The organism is Lacticaseibacillus parahuelsenbergensis (assembly GCF_030770265.1).
Classification (GTDB): Bacteria; Bacillota; Bacilli; order Lactobacillales; family Lactobacillaceae; genus Lacticaseibacillus; species Lacticaseibacillus casei.
In genome coordinates, this window is record NZ_CP132482.1 from 164,393 (window position 1) to 177,895 (window position 13,503).

Below are 13,503 nucleotides of genomic sequence, written 5' to 3' on the forward strand. Positions count from 1 at the left end.
GAAAGGATAGGCCGAATGAAAAAATGGTTGCCACTGGCTGTTCTTTTGCTGGGACTCGCCTGCCACCCACGACTCGTTGCCATTGCAGATAGTCAGTACACGTCGACAGGTGAGGTTGTTTTCTTTCAACCGGCCTCATCTGAGCCTGAACAACCATCAGCGGCACCGTCGGCTCAGGCGTCAAGTCACCAGCAATATCAGCCATCAGCGACGTCACAAGCCCCGCCGTCCAGGTCCGGCCTCGTTCCGCGACTTGGGGAGCAACCGGAACTACTATACGGCTTAATCGGCAGCTTGTTGATCGTCACCATGCTCCTGTTTTTCATCATTAAACAACCCAAAGAAGATAAGGAAGAAGGAAAATAAAAATGAAGAAGAGTATCTGGACAGCACCGTTATTGGGATTAACCTTGGTAGGACTTGTAGCACCGGCAGCAGTCAACGCAGCTTCAGCAAACGACATGATTTCAAACGGTGAGGTGACGTTTAAAGCCGACAACTCAAGTACCGGTCCGAAAGATCCGCTTGATCCTACCGATCCTAATCCAATCAAGCCGATCGATCCGAGTAATCCAGGCGGCAACCCGACACCGGGGACAAGCGGCCCGCTGTCACTGGACTTTGCTTCTAGCTTTACGTTCGGCGAAGCAGCGATCAGCAGCGATGATGCCAAATACTATGCGAAGCCACAAGTATTCACCCAACAAGATGGCACGACGGTTGACCGGCCTAATTATGTGCAGGTTTCCGATAAGCGTGGAACTTTTGAAGGTTGGACCTTGAAAGTGAAACAAGACAAACAGTTCGCCGTGAAAGATGATGCTACCCGCGAATTGATCGGCGCGCAACTGAAATTCAAGAATGCGAGTCTGGTTTCAGCCACCGATTCGAAGTACGCCCCAACCGGTTTGGCATCATTTGAATTGATTCCGGGCACTGCCCAAATTGCCCCGGTTGAAGCGGTCAAGGACCAAGGGATGGGCACATGGATCTACCGCTTCGGTGACGACAAGCAAATGGGCCGTTCCGTTGAATTGTCAGTTCCGGGTAAGACACCGAAGATGGCCAAGGCGTATGTTACCGCGTTAACTTGGACCTTAGAATCAACCCCGGCCAACGTAAGGCCTAAGCCTTAGTCAAAAATAACCGGATTTTGACCAGCATTAGCATGATTTTGCCGATAGTTACCGAGACACCATTTTTAAAAAGGAGATTTCCGTGAAGAAAATATTTTTCTGTTTAGCAGCGTTTGTTGCCATGTTGTTGACCCCTGCCGCGCATGTTTTTGGTTCAGAATTGAATTTTGCCGCAAAGGCTCAGCTGCCAGACAATCAGGTTCATACAGATGTCAGTTATTTTGACATCAAAATGGATCGCGGCGCTAAGCAAACCCTTCACGTTGATCTTCGGAATGATACCGAAAATGAGGTCGAAGTCGATGTCGGTATTGCTAGCGCGACAACCAACATTAATGGCGTGGTGGAATATAGTCCTAACGACATTAAACCAGCCAAAAGTCTTGCGTTTAATCTCAAGGATCATGTCAAAGCGCCTAGCCAAATCAAGATTCCAGCTAAGGGCAATACGGTTTTGAATTTAGATGTCACCATGCCTGATGCCGCCTTGAAAGGGCAGATGGCCGGTGGGATCACGCTTAAAGAGCATCAAACGGAAGATCAGGCCAATAAAGAAAAAGGCAAGGGATTGTCGATCAACAATCGTTTTTCCTACGTCATTGGTCTTGTGCTTCAACAGACGACCCAACCGGTTGCGCCAGACCTGAAATTGAATACCGTTAAACCGAGCCAGGTGAACTATCGCAACGTCATTTCCGCGTCTCTGGAGAACATCACGCCGACGTTCATCAACAAAGTTGCCATTGACGCGAATGTGCATGCCAAAGGGGCCAAAAAGGTGCTTTATCGTGTTAAAAAAGAAGGCATGCAGTTAGCCCCTAACACGACTTTCGATTTTCCGATTGCCTTGGCAGGGAAGGCCTTGGAACCAGGCACTTACATTGCCCAACTAGAGGTCTATGGTAACCAAAGCTCGGATGGCCAGGTGACGCGGCAAACCAACAGTGCCAAACAACGCTATCAAAATCACTGGACATTGACCAAAGAATTTACCATTACCGACCATACTGCCAAGAATCTGAATCAAAAAGATGTGACCCTGAAGTCAACCAATCATTGGTGGGTCTATGCATTGCTGGCAGTGGTCGCGATCTTGCTCATCGTCATTGTGCTATTGGTGATTGTGCTGCTAAAACGCAAGCACAAAAAAAGCACGGAACGTGAATGAGTAGATTAAACATGTTACAATCTAGGGTAAACATTGATACTTCTTTTGACTTCGGATCACGCGGCGCTCAACGGGCAGTACCTAAGGATATGAATGAATTTGCTTAGGTTAAAAGTAGTTGCAACCCAACCAACTATTTGGTTCATGATGAACGCGCTTATTAAAAAATGAGCATTTTCAAGCGGCGCCCAACTTAAACAACAGATTTAAAATCCGCACATTAGGCTGCCAACGTCTGAGGACGCTGACAGCCTAATTGTGCGAATTTTTAGTCATGTATGTGATTTGAATTGTGTAAAAGCAAAATTGAAGGCTTGATTTCATTGATGATGTGAGTATTTGATCATTAGGTGAAGGCACGACATCAGGTAAGCGGGTTGGTTTTAGTCTTAAGGTGAGGGTGGTATTTATGAGATTATCTGAATTAATGGAAAAAAATGATCAAAAGAAACTCCAGCTGCTGCATTATCTTGATCAACATCCAAACCAGAGACTGAGGAATAGTGAATTACAACACAAACTTGATATTTCGTATTATCTCTTTAAACGGCGGACTAAAGAGATTGCCGATGACATTGATACGTTTCAACTGTCCGGTTTATTTGATATTGAAGTGACCGACACGACGACAACTTTGCATAAAAATCACAACACCAACATTTTCGTCTTTTTGAATCATTATCTTGAGCGTTCCTACCAAATCAAAATCCTGATGTTACTGGTGACGCAACGACAAAATTTTGATCTCTATGATTTTGCGGAAGCACATTATGTCAGTTATACATTTATGTATAAACGTTTCACGGCGCTGCGCCAAACGCTGCAAAAATGGGGGATTAACCTTAACAATAACAGCGAGTTGACCGGTGATGAGTTAGCCATTCGCTTATTATTGGCGGAACTTATCATCATTACCCACGTCGGTGAAGAAACGTTTGATAACGAGATTCGGACAGCCTTGCATGAACTTCTTGAGTTGATTGACACGCCGGCCATTGCGCCATCAATGAGTCAGCTGATTGAAACCAAAGCCTATTTGCTCGCTAGCCTATTGCGATTTCAACAAGGCTATTTCGTTGCGACTTCACCGGAAGTTGCCAAACTGATCAGCAAAATCCGGCAGCAGGCGCTTGAAGAACGGAGCAAAGTGATTGCGATTTTTCAGACTCATTTTCCCGCCGATGAGCAAGCTATCAGCAATGAGTGCGATTATTTAGGTACATTTCTTGCCATTGTGGGAATCATTTCCGCTCCGGCAGTAATTTTTCCGGATGAAGTGACGCAAAGAAGCAGCGACTTTATTCGTGGATTTGAAGAACAGTTTGGTGTTACATTAACGTTGGAAGCGAAGCAAAATATCACTTACGAAGTTGATAAATGTTGGATCGATGTTGTTGCCTTTCCGCTTAGAAGTGGTTTCTTTGAATATCATACCGAAATTGCTTATTTTGCCAGAACGTTTCCGGAGTTTTTTGAATATTGTCAGACCTATGTGCGGCAACAAGAGGCCGCGTTAGATGATCAGCAGGCCCAATTCATTTTTTATCGTTGCTTACTGACACTGGTGGCGAATGTGCCGCTGAGTAGTGTGCTTGAACCACTGTATGTTTGCGTTGATTTCACTTTGGGGGAAGCTTACAACACCATTATTGAACGGGGGATCAAGCGATTCTCGATGTTAAATGTCAAAGTCACTAATGAGGTGCAGCCGAAGACGCGCCTGATCATTACTGATTTGGTTAACGCGTACCGGCATACCGATATTCCTAAAGTGATCTGGCTTTCGCCACCGCGAGCGGAAGATTGGGAGCATTTGATTAGCGAGCTTTTGGCGTTTCGCTTAGTGCCGAATGGTGTTTGAACGACTACTGTAGCAGTCTGCACCTAGAGTGATTAAACGTGAGTGTTTCACACAACTATTTTTTTATCCAAGCGTATCTTTTTTTGATCTATAGATTTCTTATGTTATACTCACGATATTCACAACTGGAGGCGAGGCACTATGGAACGAGAAAATGGTTTTTGGCCAGCGATAAGGGACTTCTTCTTTCGTGCTGGTGACTTCAAAGGTGTTAGTTCACGGGCACAGTATTGGTGGGTGTTCTTAGTCGAATTTTTGCTGGGCGTCGTGATTGTCGGTTTGTTCCGGGTTACTGATCCGGCAATTGGCCAAACAACGAAATCCTTTGGCGATAGTCTTATATCAACAATTATGACATCATTGCCGCTTATTTTTGTATATTTAAGTTATCCGCAATTAAGTTTAACGATTCGGCGGTTTCGCGATGCCAAGGTTAGCCCGTGGTGGTACCTGGTCTTAGTGATTGTTGCTTTAGCGGGACCAGTACTGACGGTTAGCGGCATGGGAATTTGGCCTATAATTGTTTTACCGCTTGTTGCAGGATTGGCCGATCTTATTGTCTTAGTGTTACCTAGCCGAGAGCAGGAAGTAAAGTCTTTTCCGGTTCAGCCGCACTCACCCAGCACAATCGGTGTGAGTTTCGGGGCAGCTGTTAAAGATCTCTTCCTTCGGGGTGGCGATTTTACCGGGACATCTAGTCGGAGTCAGTACTGGTGGAGCGTTTTGTTTGACGGTTTGATTATCGTGCCGACATTTTTATTTGTTATTTTTTCGCTAGTCGCTGCGTTTATTGGTGCAGCCACTTTAGGGAAATTTGAGCCACAAGATGCCGTACGCATTTTTAATTCGTTAGGTTCCGGTGCGATCATTTTGGTGATGCTTATTATGGCGATTGTTTATGCATGGTCCATGCTAGCTTTGCCAATGTTGACGGTGATCTGGCGCCGGTTCAGAGATGCAGGCGTTAGTCCATGGTGGTTTATTGCGTTTTATGTCGTTTCAAATTTCGTTTCGGCACTTCAAGCAAGCAATCCAAACTTTGTCTTAACCTTGATTCCATTGATTCTCGCCATTGTGCAGATCGTCATCCTTGCTTTACCACCTAAAAACTTAGGAGACCAACAGTAACGTATTTTGCACCAAAAAAGTGCTCACCTTCATTTGAGATGGCGGCACTTTTTTAATTTGTTTCACAACAGATTGACTGGCTCAATAAATGCCTTTTGAATCCTCATCAACCAGCGGATCGTTGAAGTTCTTGTGGAAGTAGGTGCTGTCGATGACTTTGAACTTGCCGTTGGTGAAACGGGCGATGATTTCGCCATATTGAACGATGAGCGGTTCGGTGTTCGGAATTTCGATTTTGAGCCGACCGATTGGTGTTTTGGTGAGGTACTGGAAGTTGGTGCCGAAGAATCCCTTTAGATCTTTCGTAGTTGTGTCCTGCGAGTAAGGTAGGAAGTGGGTCATTTTAGCGGTTGAAAAAGCCGCAAATTCGCCTTTTGGAAATCCTTCTAGCGATGAAGGTGGTTGTGCCATTTTATCACTCCTGAGGCCTGCGTACGTTGCTGTGACAACGTCGGGTGGTTATGAATTTACTTATCATTATGTTAACACAATAATAGAACAATGGAATGATTGCGTCGCAGCTTGAAAACGCTTAAAATTAGGGCTGGACGTTGATCGGGGGTGAGCATATGGATCAAAGTCTGTTTCAAAATGGTAACTTTCAGCCGTTGGCGAGTCGGATGCGGCCACAAACGCTCGATGAGTTTGTCGGCCAGACCCACCTGTTAGGCAAGAATAAGGTGTTGAGCAATCTCATTGAACATGATGAGATTAGCTCGATGATCTTCTGGGGTCCGCCTGGGGTTGGTAAAACGACCCTGGCGCGGATTATTGCCAGGAGAACCAAAGCACAGTTTGTAACGTTTTCTGCGGTCACCAGTGGGATCAAAGAGATTAAGCAGGTGATGAAAGAGGCTGAGCAGAATCGCGAACTGGGTCAAAAGACGATTGTGTTTGTTGACGAAATTCACCGGTTTAATAAAGCGCAACAGGATGCCTTTTTACCGTATGTCGAACGAGGCAGCATTATCCTGATTGGCGCCACGACCGAGAATCCGTCGTTTGAAGTGAACGCTGCGTTACTGTCGCGGACGCGCGTGTTCGTTTTGCATGGCCTGACCAGTGCAGAACTGGTTGACTTGTTGCAACGAGCGCTGAAGGATCCACGCGGTTATGGCTTACAGAAGGTGAAGATCAGCAAAAAGCTGTTGGGGCAAATTGCCGATTTTGCCAATGGCGATGCGAGGATCGCGTTGAATACGCTGGAAATGGCCGTCACGAACGCCGAGACCAAAGGGGATGTTGTCTCGGTTACGCAAGCCGATGTCGCACAATTATTGACCAAAAAGGCCTTATTGTATGACAAGAACGGGGAAGAGCACTATAATCTGATATCGGCATTACACAAGTCGATGCGCAATTCTGATGTGGATGCGGCCATTTATTGGTTGGCCCGCATGCTAGAGGCAGGCGAAGATCCATTGTACATTGCCCGCCGCCTAGTTCGGTTTGCCAGTGAAGACATTGGCATGGCCGATTCCCGAGCTTTGGAAATCGCCGTCACCGTGTATCAGGCATGTCAGTTTATCGGTATGCCGGAGTGCACGGTGCACCTAACCCATGCCGTTACTTATTTGTCACTGGCACCCAAATCCAATGCGCTTTATACGGCTTATGGTGCCGCCAAAAAAGATGCAACCGAAACATTGGCTGAACCGGTCCCGCTTCAAATTCGTAACGGGGTAACTGATTTGATGCAGGATCTCGGTTATGGGAAAGATTACCAATATGCCCACAATGCCAAAGACAAGCTGACAACGATGCAGACCATGCCGGATAATCTGGTGGGCCGAACTTACTATCATCCTACTGATCAAGGCAGCGAGGAGAAAGTCAAAGAACGACTCGAACAGATTAAGGCATGGCACGCGCAACACCCTACCCCTACACCACCGGATACTAAGGAAAAGTCGTGATTGGGACGATACCGGCGCGCACTGGTTCGCGCTCATCATAACGCGCTCACCAGTGCAGGGACCTGCACATAAGGACCTTGGTCGCAATGGCCAAGATCGGGCCATCACGCCCAAGGCCACTTATGTTCCGGTCCCTGACCGCACTGGTTCGCGCTCACTTATCTATAGGAGGAATAAAAAAATGGCGAAGATTCTCGCAGTCAACGCAGGCAGTTCTACCCTGAAGTGGAAACTTTTTGATATGCCGGCTGAGGTTCAATTGGCCGAGGGCTTGGTTGATCGTTTGGGCCAGCCGCAATCGAAAGTTAAAATTAAATATGGTGACGGTCAAAAATACGAAAGTGATACGCCGATTGCCAACTACCAAGAAGCGGTTGCCAGTTTGATGGGCAATATCAAGTCTTTGGGCTTAGTCGAGCATTTGCATGAAATTATCGGTGTTGGTCACCGCGTTGTTGCCGGTGGCGAAGTTTTTGCTGAATCCGTTGTCGTTGACGATGAGACGTTGCTGCAGATTCAAAACCTGCGTGACTATGCGCCATTGCATAATCCAGTTGAAGCTGATTATATCGCGGTTTTCATGAAAATGATGCCATGGGCGACTGAAGTGGCGGTTTTTGATACGGCTTTTCATCAAACGATGCAGCCTGAGAACTTCCTGTACAGCATTCCTTACGACTATTACAAAAAGTATGGCGCGCGTAAGTATGGTGCGCACGGAACCAGTGTGCGTTACGTGAGCGCGCGTGCTGCCGAAATGCTGAACAAACCATTGGAAGATTTACGGATGATTGTCATGCACTTGGGTTCTGGTTCCAGTATCACCGCGGTTAAAGATGGCCAGTCCATTGATACCTCCATGGGCTTTACGCCTCTGGCTGGGGTAACCATGGGCACGCGTTCTGGGGACATTGATCCATCACTGGTCGCTTACCTGATGAAGAAACTGGACATTCCGGATGTTGGCCAGATGATTCATATTCTCAACAATGATTCCGGGCTACTGGGCATCTCCGGTTTAAGCAACGATATGCGGGACTTGGAAGCGGCCGAAGATACGAATCCGCGGGCGAAACTCGCATTGGATATTTTTGTCAATCGGGTTGTGAAATATGTTGGCTCTTATGCAGCCTTGATGAACGGGGTAGACGCACTTATTTTCACTGCCGGTATCGGCGAAAATGGGGATGAAATCCGCGACAAGATTATGCGCTCACTGGGCTACCTCGGCGCCAAGATCGACAATGATCTCAATTACAAGTCACATGGTGTCGAAACCGATCTCAGCACGCCGGATTCAACGGTCAAGACGTTACTGGTACCTACGAACGAAGAGTTAATGATCGTGCGCGACGTGATGGCCTTAAGCTAAAGACCCAGAACCGATTGCAACGATCACGATAAAAGGGTTTGCCACACCAGAAACCCAAAATAGACGCTAGAAACAAGCTTTATCGCTTGTCATCTAGCGTCTATTTTTTTGCCCTCACTAAAGCTTCATGGCTTCAGTCAAAAATCTGCACATGGTTCGCCCGCGCGGTGCTGACGATATCTTCGGGCATGGCCTTGTCAGTGGCAATGTAATCCAGCGTATTCATGGGTGCACTCATATAGAGTTGATGTTTACCAACTTTGGTGTGATCTACCAGTAACATAACCTGGTCTGCGTGCGCTGCAAACGCCCCCTTAATGTTAGCTTCCTGGTCGTTAGCATCGGTTGCACCGGCAGCAATCAGTCCGCGACACGAGAAGATTGCCAGGTCAGCTTGGTAATTTTCAATGTCACGCGTCGCTCGGTCGCCACTAATGTTTTCCAGCATTTTATTGACCGCACCGCCAACAAGATTGACGTGCCAGCCTTTATGTTTGGAAGCTTCAAGTGCAACCAGAATCCCGTTTGTGACAATGTACAATTCATCAATACCACTTAATTCACGAATTAGAACTAAAGCAGTGGTACTCGAATCAATAAACAGGCTCATGCCGCTTTTGATCAACCGATCCGCCCTTGATGCGACCGTTCGCTTGGCATCAAGGTTCAAGGTTACCGAATAATCATAGGGGACGTCTTCGGGTTCCTCGCTTAACGTGACACCATTTAGAACCCGTTTAATCAAACCACGGTTTTCCATATCCAGTGTATCCCGTCTGATGGTGGCAGGGCTGACGAAAAGCTGCTTGGCTAAGTCACTATACCGGGCGAATTGTTGAGCATTTAAAATTTTCAGAATTTGATCTTGCCGTTGAAAAGAAACCATTAAAGCGCCTTCTTTCCTAATTTGAATGATTTTATGCAAAATTATAGCACATGTTTGAAAAAATATGAAAAATTATCGAGTTACTCGTCACACGTTGTCATTATTTTTCACAACTCATATACTACACTATGAAAGCGGTTTACGAAAGCGAAGGAGGTTTTCAACGTGGCACTTATGGGATTGGATCTCGGGACAACCGGGGTAAAGAGTACGATCACAGACAATCAAGGCAACATTCTCTCTGCTGCCTACCGGGAATATGAGACGTCGGTTCCCAGGGAAGGTGAATACGAGCTGGATCCAAGCGTGGTCTGGTCGGCAACGAAGGAGGTTATTCAGGAATCGAAAAAATTCGTTAAGGAAGATGTGCTGGCAGTCAGTGTTTCATCGTTCGGTGAAGCGTTTGTTGCCGTTGATGATCAAGGGCAGCCGCTGATGAACACGATGTTGCAGACAGATAGCCGCGGCAAGGATGAATTAAAGGACCTGCTGACGCGGATTTCGGCTGAGGACATCAGGAATAAAACCGGGTTGAATCCGGCGGTGACATTCGCGGTACCTAAGATCATGTGGATCAAAAAACACCGTCCGGAACTTTATGGAAAGATTCATCGTATCCTGCTTTACGGCGCTTATATCCTATACAAACTTGGTAATGTTGATGCGATTGATTACACCCTGGCTGATCGGTCGCTGGCATTTAACGTTTCGACCAATGACTGGGATCCGGACATCTTGGCAGCAGCCGGCATTGATCGCAAGCTTTTGCCAAAGTGTTACCGCCTAGGCACGGTGGTCGGCACGATCAAGCCGGAGTTGGCATCTGAGTTAGGGATTAACGCCGACATGAAACTTGTTACCGGCGCCCATGACCAAATTTGTGTGTCGATTGGCGCTGGCACCATCGATGTTGGCGATGCGACTGACGGGATGGGTTCGGTCGATAATATTTCACCGATTTTCACAGATACCAGCCATCTCAAGGAGAATGCCAAAAAGAATTATCCGACGGTGCCGTATCTGGATAACAAATATACCACCATTGCTTACATGTATGATGGCGGCACATCACTCAAATGGTATCGTGATACGTTTGGTTTTGAAGAAGTTCAGGCGGCCGAGTTATCCGGGGTCAGCGTCTACAACATCTTTGATAAATATGTACCGCAAAAGCCAACGAATTTGTTGGTTCTGCCACATTTTTCCGGTGCAGCGGTTCCTTACTTTGATGAAGATGCGCGTGGCATGATTCTCGGACTCTCCGGTGCAACCCGAAAACCTGATATTTATCGGGCACTTATGGAAGGCGTGGCTTTTGAGATGCGCATGAATCTGGACAACATGGAAGCTGGCGGGATGCATGTCAATCATCTGCGGGCGACTGGCGGTGGCTCGCGGTCAGATACTTGGCTGCAAATCAAAGCGGACGTCTTTAACCGCGAAGTCGGCCGCGTTCATATGAAGGAATCAGGAACCATGGGTGTCATTATCATGGCTGGCGTTGCGGTTGGTTTGTTTGATTCTTTTGAAACCGCCATGAAGAAGCTAGTTTCGATTGATAAAGTTTTCAAGCCGATTCCGGAGAATGTTGCCTTTTACAACCACCAGTACAAAAAGTATCAGCAACTGTATGCATTTGGTAAGAAGTTACGGAACTTATAGGAGGAAATCATTATGGTTTTAGTTAACACAAAAGAAATGATTAAAAAGGCCAAGGAAGGTCACTATGCAGTTGGTTCATTTAACGTCACCGACATCGAAATGATTCGTGGGATTGTTGGCGCTGCCGAAAAGGAAAACTCACCAGTCATTATTCAATTTGCTGAGTTGCATGATAAGTATGTGCCACTAGATGTAATTGCGCCGGTGATGCTGAACATTGCCCGTAAAGCAAGCGTTCCGGTTGCGGTTCATTTTGACCATGGTGAAACCTTTGACAATATTATGCGGGCGATTCGGCTTGGATTTACCTCGGTGATGGTCGATGCTTCGCAGGAGAATTTTGCCGATAATCTGGCGCAGACCAAAGAAATCGTGAAGATCTGCAAGCCGTTGGATATCACGGTTGAAGCCGAACTCGGACCAATGAATCGTGAAGGCAGCGGCGATAAGAAAGTGGATTATGCGGATCTGGATAAGACTTACACCAACCCGCAAGAAGCAAAGCAGTTCATTGAAGAGTCCGGTATCGATATGCTGGCGGTTGCGTATGGGACGGTTCATGGTGTTTATACGCAAAAGCCACACCTGAGCTTCAGTCGTTTGAAGGAAATTTCCGATTTGGTTAACTTCCCATTAGTGGTTCACGGTGCTTCCGGGTTGACTGATGAAGAATATCGCAAGTCCGTTGAAAATGGCATTTGCAAGATCAATTACTATTCTGAAATGGTTCACCGCGTTGCTCTAGGTGTCCAGAAGAAGTTGGAACAGGATGATAGCGACAAACAGCTATTCATCTCAGATGCCAGCATCTGGGAAACCGAAATGGTTGAAAAAGAAATTCGCGGCCGTCTGCGCGTCTTTGGTTCGGCAGGGAAGGCTTAACTGATTCCAGAAGTGGACGGATAGCGATGTTGCTATCCGCCTACTTTCAGGAAAATAATGTGAGCGCTTTAGTTCAGCGTTCACACTCACCACAAGGAGGTTTTTTTCATGAAATTTCTGGTCGATATGCTTAGCCAACCTTCCATCATTGCCGGAATAGTTGTTTGCGTAGGGCTGATTGCGCTGCGTAAGCCTTTTACCGAAGTGATTGGTGGCACGGTGCGGGCATTTATCGGGTTCGTCGTCATGCTGGCCGGCACCAACATCATCGTTGGCGCTTTGAATAACTTCGCTAAGCTGTTCACCAAGGCCTTTAACATGCACGGCATGATTCCAAGTAACGAAGCCGCTATCGGTGTGACCGTCGCAAAATATGGCACGGTTGCCACCTTTATCTTCGTCTTCGGACTTGTGTTGAATATTGTGCTGGCCCGCATCACCAAGTTCAAATATATTTTTCTATCAAGCGACCATGCTTTTTACATGGCATGTTGCTTGACACCGGTGATGCTTTTAGGCGGCTTGAATACGCTTGAAGCAATTGTCTTTGGTTCCATGACCCTCGGCGTCATCCTCTGTGTCTTCCCAGCAATTGCCCACCCAACGATGAAAATTATCACAGGCCGCGACGACATGAGCTTTGCCCACTTCGGCACGCTGGAATACTGGATGTCTGCTAAAATCGGTTCGCTAGTCAATAAAGATAAAAAGTCAAAATCTATTGAAGATATTAATTTCCCGAAATCATTAGCTTTTCTGCAAGATAGTAACGTTTCGGTGACCATCGTCATGACCATTCTGTTCTTCGTTGTGACTGCGGTGGCCGGTCCGGCTTATGTTGGTAAATTGACTAACCTGAATCCATATGTTTGGGCGTTGCTGCAGGCCGCACAATTCACAGCCGGGATCATCGTATTGGTCCAAGGCGTTAACATGTTACTGGCAGAAATTACCCCAGCCTTCAAAGGATTCAGTGAAAAGATTGTGCCAAGTGCTGTACCTGGTTATCCATTCGCTATTCTGTTCAAGGGGACATCTAATGCCTTGCTCGCGGGCTTCCTGGTCAGCCTACTTGGCGGTCTGCTTTCCATGGGCGTTCAGATTTTGATCGGAACCACCATTGTCATCCCAGGGATCGTCATGCACTTCTTCTGCGGTGGGATTGCAGCCATCTTTGGCAATGCCACTGGCGGTCGAAAAGGCGCTTTGATTGGACCATTTCTCGGTGGCATCATCTTGAGCTTCCTGCCACTGATTGCCACCAGTCTTTACGGTGGTTTGGGCTACACCACAACATATTGGTCTGATAGTGATTTCAATACCATCGGCGTTATCTTGGGACTCATTGCCAAAGTCGGCAAGTGGCCGATTATGATCGCAGCACTAATCATCTTTGCCTTCCCATTTGTCTTCAGTGCTTTGCACAAGAAGAAGTTGGTTGATTAATTTACTGGGTCTGATGAGTGGAGTCAGACAAAAAAAGATGCAGGCG

12 protein-coding genes are annotated in these 13,503 nt (G+C 46.8%); 10 read left to right on the forward strand and 2 right to left on the reverse strand.

Going from position 1 to position 13,503, the window contains the following annotated elements; all coding sequences use genetic code 11:
- Nucleotides 1-15 precede the first annotated feature (15 nt).
- The 5 genes from LACPH_RS00760 to LACPH_RS00780 all read left to right on the forward strand — a co-directional run bounded on the left by LACPH_RS00760 (nucleotide 16) and on the right by LACPH_RS00780 (nucleotide 5,293).
- Nucleotides 16-366 carry an EF2685/EF0750 family sortase-dependent surface protein gene (locus LACPH_RS00760; RefSeq protein ID WP_274784173.1) on the forward strand — a complete coding sequence of 117 codons (351 nt, stop codon included), beginning with the start codon at nucleotides 16-18 and terminating at the stop codon, nucleotides 364-366.
- Between the two features lie 2 nt (nucleotides 367-368).
- The gene (locus LACPH_RS00765; RefSeq protein WP_306387101.1) at nucleotides 369-1,136 is read left to right on the forward strand and encodes a WxL domain-containing protein; all 768 of its coding nucleotides are present in this window, start codon (nucleotides 369-371) and stop codon (nucleotides 1,134-1,136) included.
- Nucleotides 1,137-1,218: 82 nt separating this feature from the next.
- On the forward strand, nucleotides 1,219-2,304 hold the full coding sequence (locus LACPH_RS00770; RefSeq protein ID WP_306387102.1) for a WxLIP family cell surface protein: 1,086 nt from the start codon (nucleotides 1,219-1,221) through the stop codon (nucleotides 2,302-2,304).
- A gap of 409 nt (nucleotides 2,305-2,713) precedes the next feature.
- A complete protein-coding gene (locus tag LACPH_RS00775) occupies nucleotides 2,714-4,165 on the forward strand; it encodes a helix-turn-helix domain-containing protein (RefSeq protein ID WP_274784175.1) in 1,452 nt (483 codons plus the stop codon).
- A 141-nt stretch (nucleotides 4,166-4,306) separates the two neighbouring features.
- Nucleotides 4,307-5,293 (forward strand): DUF805 domain-containing protein, encoded by a 987-nt coding sequence (locus LACPH_RS00780; RefSeq protein WP_274784176.1) that lies wholly within the window; start codon nucleotides 4,307-4,309, stop codon nucleotides 5,291-5,293.
- Between the two features lie 81 nt (nucleotides 5,294-5,374).
- Here LACPH_RS00780 and LACPH_RS00785 read toward each other — a convergent pair whose 3' ends face one another.
- The gene (locus LACPH_RS00785; RefSeq protein WP_025013579.1) at nucleotides 5,375-5,704 is read right to left on the reverse strand and encodes a hypothetical protein; all 330 of its coding nucleotides are present in this window, start codon (nucleotides 5,702-5,704) and stop codon (nucleotides 5,375-5,377) included.
- 158 nt (nucleotides 5,705-5,862) lie between these two features.
- Between LACPH_RS00785 and LACPH_RS00790 the strand changes: the two genes are divergently transcribed.
- Entirely contained in the window at nucleotides 5,863-7,209 is a 1,347-nt protein-coding gene (locus tag LACPH_RS00790) for a replication-associated recombination protein A (RefSeq protein ID WP_274784177.1), read from the forward strand.
- Nucleotides 7,210-7,390: 181 nt separating this feature from the next.
- Complete coding sequence (locus tag LACPH_RS00795) at nucleotides 7,391-8,581, forward strand: acetate kinase (protein WP_070652291.1); 1,191 nt, start codon at nucleotides 7,391-7,393, stop codon at nucleotides 8,579-8,581.
- Nucleotides 8,582-8,714: 133 nt separating this feature from the next.
- Here the strand turns inward: LACPH_RS00795 and LACPH_RS00800 are convergent, their stop codons facing one another.
- Complete coding sequence (locus LACPH_RS00800) at nucleotides 8,715-9,467, reverse strand: DeoR/GlpR family DNA-binding transcription regulator (protein WP_025013581.1); 753 nt, start codon at nucleotides 9,465-9,467, stop codon at nucleotides 8,715-8,717.
- A 165-nt stretch (nucleotides 9,468-9,632) separates the two neighbouring features.
- Here LACPH_RS00800 and LACPH_RS00805 point away from each other — a divergent pair, with 165 nt between their 5' ends.
- The 3 genes from LACPH_RS00805 (at nucleotide 9,633) to ulaA (ending at nucleotide 13,457) form a co-directional block, all read left to right on the forward strand.
- Nucleotides 9,633-11,129 (forward strand): FGGY-family carbohydrate kinase, encoded by a 1,497-nt coding sequence (locus LACPH_RS00805; protein ID WP_274784178.1) that lies wholly within the window; start codon nucleotides 9,633-9,635, stop codon nucleotides 11,127-11,129.
- A 12-nt stretch (nucleotides 11,130-11,141) separates the two neighbouring features.
- Nucleotides 11,142-12,011 carry a class II fructose-bisphosphate aldolase gene (locus LACPH_RS00810; RefSeq protein WP_010489931.1) on the forward strand — a complete coding sequence of 290 codons (870 nt, stop codon included), beginning with the start codon at nucleotides 11,142-11,144 and terminating at the stop codon, nucleotides 12,009-12,011.
- 108 nt (nucleotides 12,012-12,119) lie between these two features.
- Nucleotides 12,120-13,457, forward strand: a complete 1,338-nt coding sequence (ulaA, locus tag LACPH_RS00815) for a PTS ascorbate transporter subunit IIC (protein WP_049172921.1) — start codon at nucleotides 12,120-12,122, stop codon at nucleotides 13,455-13,457.
- Nucleotides 13,458-13,503 lie beyond the last annotated feature (46 nt).